The organism is Dietzia sp. oral taxon 368 (genome assembly GCF_002999155.1).
Taxonomy (GTDB): Bacteria; Actinomycetota; Actinomycetes; order Mycobacteriales; family Mycobacteriaceae; genus Dietzia; species Dietzia cinnamea.
In genome coordinates, this window is record NZ_CP027238.1 from 3,000,269 (window position 1) to 3,014,924 (window position 14,656).

Sequence of the window (14,656 nt, forward strand, 5' to 3'; positions counted from 1 at the left end):
CGCGGAGACGCCCGCCCCGTCCGGAACGGGGCGGGCGCTCTAGCGGGCACGCGGATCGCGGCGGCGGCGCCGCGAGGAGGGCTACACGGTGAAGCCGATGGCCCTCAGCTGCTCGCGGCCCTCGTCGGTGATCATCTGGGGGCCCCACGGCGGCATCCAGACCCAGTTGAGCTCGAGTTCGTTGACGAGGTCGGCCCCGATGGTCGCGGAGCGGGCCTGGTCCTCGATCACGTCGGTGAGCGGGCAGGCCGCCGACGTCAGGGTCATGTCGACGCGCGCGATGGTCGATCCCTCGGTCTCGCCGGGGCGGACCCAGATGTCGTAGACCAGACCCAGGTCGACGACGTTGATGCCCAGCTCGGGGTCGACCACGTCGCGCATGGCCTCCTCGAGATCGGCGACCAGCGCGAGGTCCTCCTCGGACTGCTCCGGCCGGTTGGGGTCGGGGCGGAACTCGCCGTTGTAGGCGGTCCCCGCGGGCGTGTCGTTCTCGGCGGCCGACGTGGGGTCGTCGACCGCGGGATCGTTGGCAGGTGTCATCTGCTCGGTCATGTCACATCACTCCTGATGGTGTTCGGTCTGTCGGCCGAGGGCGTCCTTGAACGCCATCCAGCCCAGCAGGGCGCACTTGACCCGCGCGGGGTACCGCGACACCCCGGCCAGGGCCACGGCGTCGTCGAGGACCTCCTCGTCGCCCTCGTCCTGGCCGCGGGAGGAGATCATCGCCTGGAAGGCGTCGACGACCTCGAGCGACTCCTCCACCCGACGGCCGACCAGGAGGTCGGCCATCATCGAGGTGGAGGCCTGGCTGATGGAGCAGCCCTGTGCGTCGTAGGACACGTCCTCCACGGTGGTCAGGTCATCCGACAAGCGCAACCGCAGGGTCAACTCGTCGCCACACGTCGGGTTGACGTGGTGCACCTCAGCGCCGAAGGGCTCCCGCAGCCCGCTGTGGTGCGGGTGGCGGTAGTGGTCGAGAATGACCTCCTGGTACATCTGCTCGAGCTTCACTTCAGCCCACCCCCGTCGACTCCGAAGAACTCCCGGGCTCGGCGCAGGGACCGGGCCAGGGCCTCGACCTCGTCGAGGGTGTTGTACAGCGCGAACGACGCCCGCACGGTGGACTGGACACCGAGGCGCCGGTGCAGCGGCCACGCGCAGTGGTGGCCCACGCGGACGGCCACGCCGTCGTCGTCGAGCACCTGGCTCACGTCGTGGGCGTGGATGCCGTCCACGACGAACGAGACGGCGCCGCCCCGGGAGACCATGTCGGTCGGACCGACGATCCGGATCCCCGGGATCTCCCGCAGGGCCTCGAGCGCGGCCACGGTGAGTGCCTCCTCGTGGCGGGCGATGGTCTCCATCCCGATCGCCTCGAGGTAGCGCACCGCGGCGGCCAGGCCGACGGCCTGCGAGACCATCGGCACGCCCGCCTCGAACCGCTGCGGCGGCTCGGCGTACGTCGACTCCTCCATCGTCACGGTGGAGATCATCGACCCGCCCGTGAGCACGGGCGGCATCGCGTGCAGCAGCTCCCGACGGCCGTAGAGGACGCCGATCCCGGTGGGGCCGAGCATCTTGTGGCCGGAGAAGGCGGCGAAGTCGACGCCCAGCTCGTGGAAGTCCACCGCCATGTGCGGCACCGACTGGCAGGCGTCCAGCACGACCAGCGCGCCGACCGCGCGGGCCGCGTCGACAACACGGGCCACGTCGGTGACCGCGCCCGTCACGTTGGACTGGTGCGTCACGGCGACGACCTTGACGGCGTCGGTGAGCTCGAGCGAGTCGAGGTCGATCCGGCCGTCGTCGGTCACGCCGTACCAGCGCAGGGTCGCGCCGGTGCGCCGGCACAGTTCCTGCCACGGCACCAGGTTCGCGTGATGCTCGAGCTCGCTGATGACGACCTCGTCGCCGGGGCCGACGGCGTGCGCGCCGAACCGCTGGTCCCCCAGGGCGAACGCCACGAGGTTGAGTCCCTCGGTGGCGTTCTTGGTGAAGACCAGCTCGTCCACGTCGGCCCCGACGAACCGCGCGATGTCCGCGCGGGCGCCCTCGTAGGCGTCCGTGGCCTCCTCCGCGAGCTGGTGCGCACCACGGTGGACCGCGGCGTTGGAGTGCACGAGGAAGTCCCGCTCAGCGTCGAGCACCGGCGTCGGGCGCTGCGACGTCGCCCCGGAGTCCAGATAGACCAGGGGCTTTCCGTCACGGACCGTCCGCTGGAGGATCGGGAAATCCGCGCGGACTGCTGTCAGGTCGAGGGTCGAGGTCATGTTCTCCCAGCTGTTCCGATCAGGCGGTGGCCGGCGACAGGTACTTCTCGTACCCGTTGGCCTCGAGCTCGTCGGCCAGCTCGGCGCCACCGGAGGCGGCGATGCGGCCGTCGACGAACACGTGGACGTTGTCGGGCTTGATGTACTGGAGGATCCGGGTGTAGTGCGTGATGAGCAGGATGCCGCCGTTCTCCTCCGCCTTGTAGCGGTTGACACCCTCGGAGACCACACGCAGCGCGTCCACGTCGAGGCCGGAGTCGGTCTCGTCGAGCACGGCGATCTTCGGCTTGAGCAGGTCGAGCTGGAGGATCTCGTGGCGTTTCTTCTCGCCGCCCGAGAAGCCCTCGTTGACGCTGCGCTCGGAGAACGCGGGGTCGAAGTCGAGGTCGGCCATGGCCTCCTTGACCTCCTTGACCCAGTGGCGCAGCTTGGGGGCCTCACCGCGCACGGCGGTGGCCGCGGTGCGCAGGAAGTTGGCGGTGGAGACGCCGGGGATCTCGGTGGGGTACTGCATGGCCAGGAACAGGCCGGCGCGGGCCCGCTCGTCGACCTCCATGGACAGCACGTCCTCGCCGTCCAGTGTCACGGTGCCGCCGGTGACCTCGTACTTGGGGTGGCCGGCGATGACGTAGGCCAGGGTCGACTTGCCGGAGCCGTTGGGGCCCATGATGGCGTGGGTCTGGCCCGACTCGATGGTGAGGTCGACGCCCTTGAGGATCTCGACGGTCTCGGGTGAGTCCTCGGTCGCGGCGACGCGGGCCGTCAGGCCCTTGATCTCGAGAGTGGTCATTGATGTGCTCGCAATCTGTGAGAGAAGTCTTCGGGGGTCGGTCGGGGGCGGGCGGGGTCGGTCAGATGCCGGAGGACTGCAGCTCCAGCTCGACGGCCTCGGTGATCCGCTCGCGTACCTCGGGCACGCCGATGCGGTTGATCACCTCGCCGAAGAACCCACGGACGACGAGGCGTCGCGCTACGTCCTCGGCGATGCCCCGCGACATGAGGTAGAACAGGTGCTCCTCGTCGAACCGGCCGACGGCGCTGGCGTGGCCGGCCCCGGCGATCTCGCCGGTCTCGATCTCGAGGTTCGGCACCGAGTCGGCGCGGGCGCCGTCGGTGAGCACGAGGTTGCGGTTCATCTCGTAGGTGTCGGTGCCCACGGCCGCCGCGCGGATGAGGACGTCGCCGATCCAGACGGTGTGCGCGTCCGGGAGGTTCGACGAGGCGTCGCCCTGCAGCGCGCCCTTGTACAGGATGCGGGAGGTGCAGTTGGGGACCGAGTGGTCCACGAGCAGGCGGTGCTCGAGGTGCTGACCGTCATCCGCGTAGTACAGGCCGTTCAGCGTGACCGTTCCGCCGGGAGCGGTGAAGCGCGCGAACGGTGAGACCCGCACGACCTCGCCGCCGAACGTCACCGTGGTGTACGTCAGCGTCGCGTCGCGACCGACCTGCAGGTGGTGACCGGCCAGGTGCAGGGCGTCGTCGTCCCAGTCCTGGATGAGGACGACCTCGAGGTGCGCGGAGTCACCCACGATGAACTCGACGTTCTCGGCGATGGTGCCGCCGCCCCGCTGGTCCACGACGAAGGTCGCGTTGGCGAACGGCTCGAGGCGGACCTGGGTGTGGCCGTAGGCCAGCTCGCCCTCGCCCGGCCCGTCGACCGTGACGTACACGGGCTCGTCGAGGACGACCTCCTTGGCGACGGTGATGACCGTGGCCTCGGTGGACGAGCTGTAGGCCTGCGCGGCCACGCGGTCGCGGGGCGCTCCGGCCTCGCCGACGCGCTTGTCGTCCATGGCGACGGTCTCCACCGTGAGGCCGTCGCGCTCGGCGACCGACGCCAGCAGGCGACCGCTCGCGGTGACGTTCGAACCGTCGTGGATCCCGCGCAGACGACGCAGCGGGGTGAACCGCCAGATCTCGTCCTTGTGGCTGGGGACCTCGAACGCGCCCACGTCGTACGAGGTGAACTGGTCGCCCTTCGTCGCGTCGACGGGGACGCCGTAGCGGTCCGTGAGGGGGGCCGGGGCGGACCCGGCGTCGGGGGTGGTCGTGTCGGTCATGGGGTCAGCCCACCGATCCTTCCATCTGCAGTTCGATCAGGCGGTTGAGCTCGAGCGCGTACTCCATCGGGAGCTCCTTGGCGATCGGCTCCACGAATCCGCGCACGATCATGGCCATCGCCTCGTCCTCGGCCAGGCCGCGGCTCATGAGGTAGAACAGCTGGTCCTGGCTCACCTTGGAGACCGTGGCCTCGTGCCCCAGCGTGACGTCGTCCTCGCGGATGTCGATGTAGGGGTAGGTGTCCGACCGGCTGATGTTGTCCACCAGCAGCGCGTCACACTCGACGTTCGACTTGGAGCCCTTGGCACCGGGGTTGATCTGGATCAGCCCGCGGTACGCCGAGCGTCCGCCGCCACGCGCCACCGACTTGGAGACGATGTTCGACGAGGTGTTGGGCGCCAGGTGCAGCATCTTGGAGCCGGTGTCCTGGTGCTGGCCCTCGCCGGCGAACGCCACAGAGAGCACCTCGCCCTTGGCGTGCTCACCGGTCAGCCACACGGCCGGGTACTTCATGGTCACCTTGGAACCGATGTTGCCGTCGATCCACTCCATGGTCGCGCCCTCTTCGGCGCGGGCGCGCTTGGTCACGAGGTTGTAGACGTTGTTCGACCAGTTCTGGATGGTCGTGTAGCGGCAGCGGCCGCCCTTCTTGACGATGATCTCGACCACCGCGGAGTGCAGGGAGTCCGACTTGTAGATCGGCGCCGTGCAGCCCTCGACGTAATGGACGTAGGCGTCCTCGTCGACGATGATCAGCGTCCGCTCGAACTGCCCCATGTTCTCCGTGTTGATGCGGAAGTAGGCCTGCAGCGGGATGTCCACGTGAACGCCCTTGGGGACGTAGATGAACGAGCCGCCGGACCACACCGCCGTGTTCAGGGCGGAGAACTTGTTGTCCCCGGACGGGATGACCGAGCCGAAGTACTCCTCGAAGAACTCCGGGTGCTCCTTGAGCGCGGTGTCGGTGTCCATGAAGATGACACCCTGGCTCTCCAGGTCCTCCCGGATCTGGTGGTAGACCACCTCGGACTCGTACTGCGCGGCCACGCCGGCCACGAGCCGCTGCTTCTCGGCCTCGGGGATGCCGAGCTTGTCGTAGGTGTTCTTGATGTCCTCGGGCAGATCCTCCCAGCTGGTGGCCTGCTTCTCCGTGGACCGCACGAAGTACTTGATGTTGTCGAAGTCGATCCCGGACAGGTCCGAGCCCCACTTGGGCATCGGCTTCTTGTCGAAGATCTTCAGAGCCTTGAGACGCTTGTCGAGCATCCACTCGGACTCGTTCTTCTTGGCGGAGATGTCGCGCACGACCGCCTCGGACAGGCCTCGCTGCGCGGCGGCACCGGCATCGTCCGAGTCGTGCCAGCCGTAGTTGTACTGGCCGATGGAGGCGATCCGCTCCTCATCGGTGGTCGGCTCGGTGACGTCGGCCGTCACCTGATCGGGGGTGATGGTCATCGCACTGTCCTTTCGGCGGTCGGTGCCGACGCGGATGCGCCGGCCGGTGCGGGGATCGTGGCCGCGAGATCCTCCGCGGTCACGGTCCCGGTCGGGATGTTTGTGGTGCAGGCGCAGTTGCCGCCCGCGATGGTCGCGAGTCGCTGGACGTGGGTGCCCACGATTTCGGACACCACCTCCTGCTCGGCCTCGCAGAGTTCGGGGAACCGGGAGGCGACGTTCCACACCGGGCAGTGGTGCTGGCAGATCTGCAACCCCCTGCCGGCGTCCTCTACGGACGACGCGTACCCCGCCTCGGACAGGGCCACGGCGATGTCGGTCGCCGCGCGCTCGACGTCATGGGGACCCTCGGCCGGCCGGACGTGTCCGATCACCGAGCGCACCCGCTCACGGGCGAACTCCGTGACCGCGGCCGATCCGCCGATGCGCCGCAGGGCCGTCAGCGCCTCGACCGCCAGGTGATCGTACCCGTGGCGGGCGGTGTTCCGACCGGTGGCCGTGACCTGGAACGCCCGGGCCGGGCGTCCGCGGGTGCCCGCCGGCCGCGTGCGGGTGGCCTCGACCTCGCCGGCCTCGACCAGGTGGTCCAGGTGGCGTCGGACACCGGCGGCGGTGAGCCCCAGTTCCCGTCCGATGTCGGCCGCGGTGAGTGCTCCGCGTTCCAGTAGGAGTTCCCGGATCGTCGAGCGGGTGTCGGGGCGCGTACTGCTGTCTACCGCGTGCTGCACGCTCATACGCCACTCCCTTCCGGATATGCTCTGTGCGCCCGGGCGGGGCGCACCTCCTGATATTACGCAACACTTTCGTTTCGGAAATATTCCCCCACCCCCGGGCGCGCCCCGCGGGGGCCGGACATGCTGACGGCGGAGGTGGAGGAGGGACGAGACCATGCGACGCGACGTCCCGGTGCGTGGTGCCGGCTCGGTCACCTCCCGGCTGCACACGCAGGAGCGCTTCACGGGCTCCCCGCCGTCTGCGGAGATGGCACGACTGTGGCGCATCCGGCGTATCGGCACCACGGCGTCCGTCGCGATGGCGGTCGGCGCGCTCGGCGCGGGCGCGCTGCCGGTGCTGCAGAACCCGATCGCCGGTGAGCGCCTGTTCGGGCTCTGGCTCCGCCTCCAGCAGTCGTCGATGACGGTGGTCATGGCCGGGATGGTCGTGGTGACGCTCTGCTGGCTGCTCCTCGCCCCGTACGTGCTGGGGCGCGATCGCCGGGGCCGGATGAGCGGGCGGATCGACCGGGCGACGCTCGACAGGGTGATCGCCTCGTGGGCGCTCCCGCTGGCGCTCGCTCCCCCGATGTTCAGCAAGGACGTGTACAGCTACCTCGCCCAGGGCGCCATCGGCAACGCACTGGACGACCCCTACGAGCGCGGACCGGTCTCGGCGCTCGGGGCCGGACACGCGCTCACGATCAACGTCCCCGACATATGGCGGGACACCCCCAACCAGTACGGCCCGCTCTTCCTGGGCGTGCAGAAGGCCATCCACGGGCTCACGGGCGACGACGTGGTGGCGGGGACCGTCCTGCACCGCGTCGTGGCCGTGCTCGGCATCCTCATGCTGGGCTGGGCGGTGCCGCGGCTGGCCGAGTACTGCGGCGTGTCGGACGTGGCGGCGCTGTGGCTGGCGGTCGCCAACCCTCTCGTGCTGTTCCACCTGGTCTCCGGCATCCACTCCGAGTCCCTGATGATGGGCCTCCTGGCCGTGGGCCTGGTACTGGCCCTCCGGGCCGTCGACCACGCGGGCCGCGGGCGCGGCGCGATCCCGCTCTTCGTCCTGGGAACCGTCCTGATCACCGGTTCGGCCCTGGTCAAGCTGCCGACCATCGTCGCCCTGGGCTTCGTCGGCATGGCACTCGCCCGCCGATGGGGCGGCGACTGGCGGGCCACGATCCGGGCGACGGCCGTGATGGTCCTGATCTCGGGCGTCACGACCGGTGTGGCCATGGTCGCCACCTCGTCGGGCCTCGGCTGGGTCACCAAGCTCGGCGCCGCCACCTCGTTGCGGAGCTGGCTCTCCCCGCCGACCGCCCTCGGTGTGCTGGTCGGCGGGATCGGTCAGTACCTCGGGCTGGGCGACCACACCGCCCAGATCCTCGTCATGGTCCAGACCGCGGCCCTGGTCGTGGCCGGCGCCTTCACCGTGCGCATGCTCTTCGCGGTGCAGTCGGGCCGCATCGACCCGGTCGGCGGGCTCGGGGTCTCCATGGCCGCGATCGTGCTGTGCTTCCCCGTCGTGCACCCGTGGTACATCCTGTGGGCGCTCGTCCCGCTCGCGGCGTGGGCGTCGCGGTGGGAGTTCCGCGTACCCGTGGTCGCGGTCAGCGCGGTGCTCGCGTGCTTCACCCTGCCCCCCGGTGCGGGCCTGCCGCCGTTCGTCACCGTCCAGGCGTGGGCGGCGACGGTGGTGATCGTCGCGACCCTGCTGATCGCCCTCTTCCGGTGGCCGGGGCTGTTGCGGTACCGCTAGCCGGACGGGCCTACAATCGGCATCCGTGACCTCATCGACGGACTCCCCCGCACTGCACGTCGAGGGACTCGTCAAGAGGTTCGGCGCGACCACCGCCGTCGCGGGTCTGGACCTGCGGCTCGACCGTGGTCGGGTGATGGCGCTGCTCGGGCCTAACGGCGCCGGTAAGACCACCACCGTGGAGATCTGCGAGGGGTTCGTGCGCCCCGACGCCGGAACGGTCCGCGTCCTGGGACTGGACCCGGTGACCGACCGCCGGCGGGTGCGCAGCCGCATCGGGATGATGCTGCAGGGCGGCGGCGCCTACCCGGCCGCGCGTGTCGGCGAGATGCTCCGCCTTGTGGCCTCCTACTACGCCGACCCCCTCGACCCGGACTGGCTCCTGGGCGAGCTCGGCCTCAGTGACCACGTGAGGACCCCCTACCGCCGTCTCTCCGGCGGGCAGCAGCAGCGACTGTCCCTCGCGATCGCGGTGATCGGACGGCCGGAGCTGGTGTTCCTCGACGAACCCACCGCCGGCCTCGACGCCCAGTCACGACGGGCGGTGTGGGACCTCGTTCGCGCGCTGCGTCGTGACGGCGCGGCCGTCTTGCTCACCACCCACCTCATGGACGAGGCCGCGTCGCTCGCCGACGAGGTGGTGATCGTCGACCACGGGCGGCGCGTCGCCTCCGGCAGTCCGGCGGAGCTCGAACGCGCCGGGGCGGCCGAGGGGGTCACCCTCGTCGTCGACGGCGAGGTGTCCCCGTCCCTGCTCGCGGACGTCCTCGGCGACGAGCACACCGTCGCCGCGGGGACCGCCGCCGGCGTGCTCGAGGTCCACGGGCCCGTCTCCCCCGCCCTCATGACAGCGATGTGCGCCGCGCTCGAGCGGTCCGGCGTGCAGCTCACCTCCCTGGCCACCCGCACCAGGAGCCTCGAGGAGGTCTTCCTCGACCTGACCGGACGGGAACTGCGATGACCCACGCCCCCGAAAGCGGAAACCGCTTCGCCCCCGGCACGTTCGCCCGGCCGTCCGCCCCGGCGTCCGTCGCCCGGATGACCGCGGCGCAGACCCGCATGGAACTGGCACTGTTCCTGCGCAACGGCGAGCAACTGTTGGTCGCGCTCGTCATCCCGGTCGCGATCCTGTTCGCCCTCACCGCCGTCGAGTTCGGCGCCGTGCCCGAGCCGCGGATCGACTACGCGATCACCGCGGTGTTGACCATCTCCGTCATGGGGACCGCGTTCACCGGGCAGGCGATCGCCGTCGGCTTCGATCGGCGCTACGGCGCACTCAAACGCCTGGGTGGGACCCCGCTGCCGCCGGCCGTCATCATCGCGGGCAAGATGCTCGCGACCCTGGCGCTGGTGGCCGGGCAGGCCGTCATCCTCGGAGCCATCGCGGCCGTACTCGGATGGCGTCCCGACCCCGCCGGACTCGCACTCGGTGGCGTGGCGGTCGCCCTCGGCTCGGTCGCGTTCTCCTCGATGGGGTTGCTCCTCGGGGGCACCCTGCGCGCGGAGATCGTCCTCGCGCTGGCCAACCTCATCTGGTTCGTCCTCATCGGTGGGGCCGGACTCGCGATCGGGGTGGTTGATCTCCCCACCGTGGTCCACGACCTCCTCGTCGTCGTACCCTCCTACGCGTTGACCACCGCACTGGTCACCGCGACCGGCGGCGGGGTACCCGCACTGGCCGCGCTGTCCCTGGCCCTGTGGACCGCCGTCTGCGGCGGGTTTGCCGTGCGTCACTTCTCGTTCACCTGATAGCAGAGACCGGCGGCGCGCGGCCTAGAATCGGGGCCGTGACCTCGACATCGCACGCCCCGACCTCCGGAGCCCCGGCCGCGCCAGCGTCGAAGGGATCCGGCGGTCCGCTCTCCCGGCTGCCGATGCCGTCCCTGCGGGTCCAGAAGGGTATCGCCCTGGCCAACGTGATCGCCCAGATCGGCATCATGACCACCGGCGTCACCGTCCGCGTGACCGCCTCCGGACTCGGGTGCGAGACCTGGCCACGCTGTAACCAGGACAGCTTCGTCCCCGTGCCCGGCGCCGGGCCCGCCATCCACCAGGCGATCGAGTTCGGCAACCGACTGCTCACGTTCGTCCTGGTGGCCGTGGCCACGGCCCTGATCCTGGCGGTCTTCCGGGCGGGGCGACGCACCGAGCTGAAGATGCTCGCCCTCGCCATGCCGCTGGGCATCGTCGCGCAGGCAATAATCGGAGGCATCACCGTGCTCGCCGGCCTCGTGTGGTGGACCGTCGCGCTGCACCTCCTGCCGTCCATGCTCCTGGCCTGGGTGGCGGCGGTACTGTACGTCCGGATCGGAGAAGACGACACCGCCCCGCCCAGGCGCGTGATGCCCCGGCCGCTCGCCTGGCTCACGGCACTGTCGGCGGTCCTGCTCGCCGGCGTCCTCGCGACCGGGACCATGGTCACCGGCGCCGGCCCCCACGCCGGGGATGCCCGGATCGAGGCCGCCGACCGCCTGCAGCTGCCCATCCAGTGGCTCGTCCACTTCCACGCCGAGCTGATGATCGGCTACGTCTGCCTGCTCATCGGCCTGCTCGCCGGACTCATCGCGTTGCGGACCGAGGGGCCCGCGATCCGGCGCTGTGCGATTCTCATCGGGCTCATCGCCGCGCAGGCGGTCATCGGCATCACCCAGTACCAGCTCGGCGTCCCGGAGGTCCTCGTCGTGGCGCACGTGACACTGGCCGGCGCGATCACCGCCGTGACCGGCGCCCTGTGGGCCGCCGGGGTCATCCGCGACCGGATCCCCGCGTCCGCCGCACGCTGACGGGTTTCGGAGTGGGCGTCGGAGCGGGCGGGCGCCGGTCGACGCCCGCGCCAGCGCCCCGAACCCGCTGAAACGCCGGAATCCGCTACCCCTCTCCCGGATCCGCTACCCCTGTGCGGGTAGCGGATCCGTGGGTGGAGTAGCGGATTCCCGCGTTCCGGCGCCAGGCCCCGGGGGCGCGCACCTGCGCCGGGCCCTTGGGCGGGTCCGGCGCCCGGGCGGTCAGACCAGAGCGCCCGATCCCGCCATGCGCTTCCAGTGCCCCGCCGGGACATCGGTGCGCGACACGAGCTCGCGGGTCCAGTCCGAGCCGCTGAGGCCGGAGATGCCGTCGCGGACGGACTCGGCCTCGGACAGCGAGTCCACCATCGTGTCCCCGAGGACGCCGTCGGCACCCACGAGGGTGATACGGACGCCGCGGCGACCGACCGGCTGGAGGACGACGTCCGCCGACCCGCCGTGGCGGGCGAGGAACTTCTCCACGAACTTGGCCGTCTTGGCCGGAGGCGTCGGACCCGCGGGAACCGGCGCGGCCTCGATCTTCTCGGCCGGTGCCTTCTCGGCTTTCTCGGCCGGCTCGTCCGCCGGGGGCACAGCAGCGGGCTGCGACGCGGCGGGGGCGTCGGCCGGGCGATCGGCGGCCGACGGTGCGTCGGTCTCCTTCGCGTCAGCGGTGAGCTCCGCGGTCTGCTTCGCGGCGGCCGCGCCGCCACCGAGCGTGAGGCCACCGGACGTGCCGCCTCCGGGGGCCTTCGCCTTGGACCCGCCGCCGAGCGTCAGACCGCCGGACGCGCCGCCGCCCGGTGCCTTCGCGCCGGAGCCGCCACCCAGGGTGAGACCGCCGGACTTCTTCTCGGCCGGCGAAGCGGTGCCGGAGGTCTTCTCCTTCGCGACGGGCGCGGCGGTGCCGGCAACTCCCGCCGCGGCAGCCGCGGCGCCGCCCCCGAGCACGACCTTGGCGGCCGAACCGCCGCCGGGGGCCTTGGCCTTGGAGCCGCCACCGAGCTTGAGGCCGCCACCGGACGCGGGAGCGACGGTCGCCGGCTTCGGCGAGGCCGGCGCCGCGTCCTCGGCCTCTGGCGCCGATTCGGTGGGAGTTGGCTCGGACGCGGAGGACGCCGGGGCGGAACCGCCGCCGAGCTCCGTGATGCGCGAGCCGTGCAGGGTCGACGCACCTCCCCCCGGGGCGCGCGGGGCGCGACGGCCGAGCGAGATTCCGCCGCCCGCACCGCTGGCTGCGGCGGGAGCCGGGGTCGGCTTCTCCGGGGTCCCGGCCTCTGCTGCCGGCTCCCCCGCCTCCGGTGTGTCCTGGGCGGTGGAAGCCTGCTCGTCCACGCCGGCCCCGGACGGCTCGGCCTGTGCGGCCGCGGGAACCGCCGTCGTCTCCTCAGCCGCCGTCGACGACTCTGTGGGTTCGGACGCCGTATCGGATCCCGTCGTGGTGATCTCGGACCGGCCGGTGGCCCGGACTCGCGGCCCCCCGGCGTACTGGGAAAGGATCTGCAGGCTCATGGGGCGTAGCCTATCGTCTCCCCCGCTGCGGATCGGTCGGCACTCCCGCGTTGCCCCGAACCGGTGACGGCGCTCCGGCTGCGCCGGGCCGCGCCCTACCGGATACTGGGCGCCATGCGTGCGATCCAGATCTCCCGACACGGCGGCCCCGAGGTGCTCACACCGGTGGAGGTCGACGAGCCGTCGCCCGGCCCGGGCGAGGTGCTCGTCCGTACCCGCGCCATCGGGGTCAATTTCATCGACACGTACTTTCGCGAGGGCGTCTACGCGCGGGAGTTGCCGTTCGTCCCGGGTAGCGAAGGCGTGGGGGTGATCGAGGCGGTCGGCGAGGGTACTCCCGACCTGGTCGCCGGTGACCGGGTGGCCTGGTGCCAGGTGCCCTCTTCCTACGCCCAGTACGTCGTCGCCCCCGCCGAGTCGGTGGTCACCGTGCCGGAGGGGATCGACGACGACGTGGCGGCCTCGATGCTGCTGCAGGGACTCACCGCGCACTACCTGATCACCGACACCCACCGGGCCTCGGCCGGCGATCACGTGCTTATCACCGCCGGGGCGGGCGGCGTCGGACAGCTCCTCATCCAGCTGGCGGTGGCCCACGGCTTCCGGGTGATCACGACGACCTCGACCGAGGAGAAGGCCGACCTCTGCCGCGACCTCGGGGCGCACCACGTGCTGCTCTACCCGGAGGCCACGCCGGAGAGGGTGCGTGAGTTGGCGGAGGGGGGCGTCGCCGCCGTTTTCGACGGCGTGGGTAGGGACACGTTCGACGACAGTCTGGCGGTCCTCGCACGGCGCGGCACGCTCGTGCTGTTCGGCGCCGCGAGCGGTCCGGTGCCCCCGGTTGATCCGCAGCGACTCAACGCGGCCGGATCGGTGTTCCTCACCCGCCCGACCCTCGCCGACTACATCGCGACGACGGAGGAGTTCCGCGGCCGGGCCGGCGAGGTCCTCGAAGGGGTCGTCGACGGCACACTGCGGCTGTCGGTGGGGGCGACGTTCGGCCTATCAGAGGCCGCGGAAGCGCACCGAGCCCTGCAGGAGCGGCGGACGACGGGTTCGGTGACACTCGACCCCGACCGCTGAGCGGGACCCGGTCAGGCCAGCGACAGGAGCTCCGCCACGGTCTGCAGTCCGAGCACCGCGTCGATGGACAGGGCCACGAACACCCCGGCGAGGTAGTTGTTCGACAAAATGAACAGCTTGAGCGGCTTTACCTCGACGCCGCGGCGCACGCCCGCCTCGAGGCGATGCGCCATGACGATGAACCACACGCCGAAGCCGATCGCGCCGGCCGCGTAGACCCAACCCGCCGCGGGGATGAGCGCGAACGTGCACAGCACGGTGACCCACGTGTAGATCGTGATGCGGCGGGTCACGCCCTCGGGACCCATGACCACGGGCAGCATCGGCACGCCGGCGGCCTTGTAGTCCTCCTTGTAACGCATCGCGAGGGCCCAGGTGTGCGGTGGCGTCCAGAAGAAGATGATGAGGAACAGCACGACCGCCTGCCACCAGTTATGGGGCTGTCCATCCGGCAGGTTGTCGGTGATGACCGCCCACGAGACGAAAACCGGCATGCAGCCCGCGGCGCCGCCCCAGACGACGTTCTGAGCGGTCCGCCGCTTGAGGATCATCGAGTACACGATCACGTAGAACAGGATCGTGATGAGGATGAAGAAGGCGGCGAGCCAGCTGTTGGCCAGGAGCCCCAGCCAGAGGATGCTCGCCACACCGAGCGTCAGGCCGAAGACCAGCGCGGCACGCGGGGTGATCGCGTGGCGGGCGAGCGGGCGGCGCTCGGTGCGCTTCATCACCTGGTCGATGTCGTAGTCGACGACCATGTTGAGCGAGTTCGCGCTCGCTGCGCCCATCCAACCGCCGACGAGGGTGAGCAGCACCAGGGAGAGGTGGATGTTCCCGCGATCCGCTTGCAGCAGGGCCGGGATAGCGGCGACGAGGAGCAACTCGATGACCCGCGGCTTGGTGAGGGCGATGTACGCCATCACCACGTCGACAACGCGGGCCCGCCCGCTCGCCGGAGCCGGCCGCCCCGTGGACTCTGGAGGGGAGACTGATGGCCCCCCACTCCGGGTCGGGGTG

Annotated in this window: 14 protein-coding genes; 5 read left to right on the forward strand and 9 right to left on the reverse strand. The window is 71.0% G+C overall.

The features are described 5' to 3' along the window. Positions 1–81 precede the first annotated feature (81 nt). The 7 genes from C3V38_RS13995 to C3V38_RS14025 all read right to left on the reverse strand — a co-directional run bounded on the left by C3V38_RS13995 (position 82) and on the right by C3V38_RS14025 (position 6,520). Positions 82–552: a metal-sulfur cluster assembly factor gene (locus C3V38_RS13995; RefSeq protein ID WP_106386064.1), complete on the reverse strand. Its 471-nt coding sequence runs from the start codon at positions 550–552 to the stop codon at positions 82–84. Positions 553–558: 6 nt separating this feature from the next. Then, positions 559–1,011, reverse strand: a complete 453-nt coding sequence (sufU, locus tag C3V38_RS14000; protein WP_106386065.1) for a Fe-S cluster assembly sulfur transfer protein SufU — start codon at positions 1,009–1,011, stop codon at positions 559–561. Continuing rightward, positions 1,008–2,270: a cysteine desulfurase gene (locus C3V38_RS14005; protein ID WP_106386066.1), complete on the reverse strand. Its 1,263-nt coding sequence runs from the start codon at positions 2,268–2,270 to the stop codon at positions 1,008–1,010. The genes sufU and C3V38_RS14005 overlap by 4 nt, the downstream gene beginning before the upstream one ends. 19 nt (positions 2,271–2,289) lie before the next feature. Then, complete coding sequence (sufC, locus tag C3V38_RS14010; RefSeq protein ID WP_106386067.1) at positions 2,290–3,060, reverse strand: Fe-S cluster assembly ATPase SufC; 771 nt, start codon at positions 3,058–3,060, stop codon at positions 2,290–2,292. A 61-nt stretch (positions 3,061–3,121) separates the two neighbouring features. Next, positions 3,122–4,330 (reverse strand): Fe-S cluster assembly protein SufD, encoded by a 1,209-nt coding sequence (gene sufD, locus C3V38_RS14015; RefSeq protein ID WP_106386068.1) that lies wholly within the window; start codon positions 4,328–4,330, stop codon positions 3,122–3,124. 4 nt (positions 4,331–4,334) lie between these two features. After that, positions 4,335–5,786, reverse strand: a complete 1,452-nt coding sequence (sufB, locus tag C3V38_RS14020) for a Fe-S cluster assembly protein SufB (protein ID WP_106386069.1) — start codon at positions 5,784–5,786, stop codon at positions 4,335–4,337. Next, positions 5,783–6,520, reverse strand: coding sequence for a metalloregulator ArsR/SmtB family transcription factor (locus C3V38_RS14025; RefSeq protein ID WP_106386070.1), 738 nt, complete (start codon positions 6,518–6,520; stop codon positions 5,783–5,785). Before C3V38_RS14025 ends, sufB begins: the two co-directional genes overlap by 4 nt. Before the next feature lie 154 nt (positions 6,521–6,674). On the opposite strand from C3V38_RS14025, the gene mptB reads away from it, so the two are divergent. Genes mptB through C3V38_RS14045 form a run of 4 tightly spaced genes read left to right on the forward strand, consistent with a single transcriptional unit; the run spans position 6,675 to position 11,044 of the window. Further along, entirely contained in the window at positions 6,675–8,261 is a 1,587-nt protein-coding gene (mptB, locus tag C3V38_RS14030) for a polyprenol phosphomannose-dependent alpha 1,6 mannosyltransferase MptB (RefSeq protein ID WP_106386071.1), read from the forward strand. 25 nt (positions 8,262–8,286) lie between these two features. Continuing rightward, positions 8,287–9,222 carry an ABC transporter ATP-binding protein gene (locus C3V38_RS14035; RefSeq protein WP_106386072.1) on the forward strand — a complete coding sequence of 312 codons (936 nt, stop codon included), beginning with the start codon at positions 8,287–8,289 and terminating at the stop codon, positions 9,220–9,222. Continuing rightward, on the forward strand, positions 9,219–10,010 hold the full coding sequence (locus C3V38_RS14040) for an ABC transporter permease (protein ID WP_106386073.1): 792 nt from the start codon (positions 9,219–9,221) through the stop codon (positions 10,008–10,010). Before C3V38_RS14035 ends, C3V38_RS14040 begins: the two co-directional genes overlap by 4 nt. A gap of 38 nt (positions 10,011–10,048) precedes the next feature. Continuing rightward, positions 10,049–11,044, forward strand: coding sequence for a heme A synthase (locus tag C3V38_RS14045; RefSeq protein WP_254426003.1), 996 nt, complete (start codon positions 10,049–10,051; stop codon positions 11,042–11,044). A gap of 222 nt (positions 11,045–11,266) precedes the next feature. Here C3V38_RS14045 and C3V38_RS18135 read toward each other — a convergent pair whose 3' ends face one another. Next, positions 11,267–12,556 carry a hypothetical protein gene (locus C3V38_RS18135; protein WP_254426004.1) on the reverse strand — a complete coding sequence of 430 codons (1,290 nt, stop codon included), beginning with the start codon at positions 12,554–12,556 and terminating at the stop codon, positions 11,267–11,269. Between the two features lie 114 nt (positions 12,557–12,670). On the opposite strand from C3V38_RS18135, the gene C3V38_RS14055 reads away from it, so the two are divergent. Continuing rightward, the gene (locus C3V38_RS14055; protein WP_061914839.1) at positions 12,671–13,639 is read left to right on the forward strand and encodes a quinone oxidoreductase; all 969 of its coding nucleotides are present in this window, start codon (positions 12,671–12,673) and stop codon (positions 13,637–13,639) included. Between the two features lie 11 nt (positions 13,640–13,650). On the opposite strand, the gene C3V38_RS14060 is transcribed toward C3V38_RS14055, so the two are convergent. Next, entirely contained in the window at positions 13,651–14,559 is a 909-nt protein-coding gene (locus C3V38_RS14060; protein ID WP_070722396.1) for a heme o synthase, read from the reverse strand. Positions 14,560–14,656: the final 97 nt, after the last annotated feature.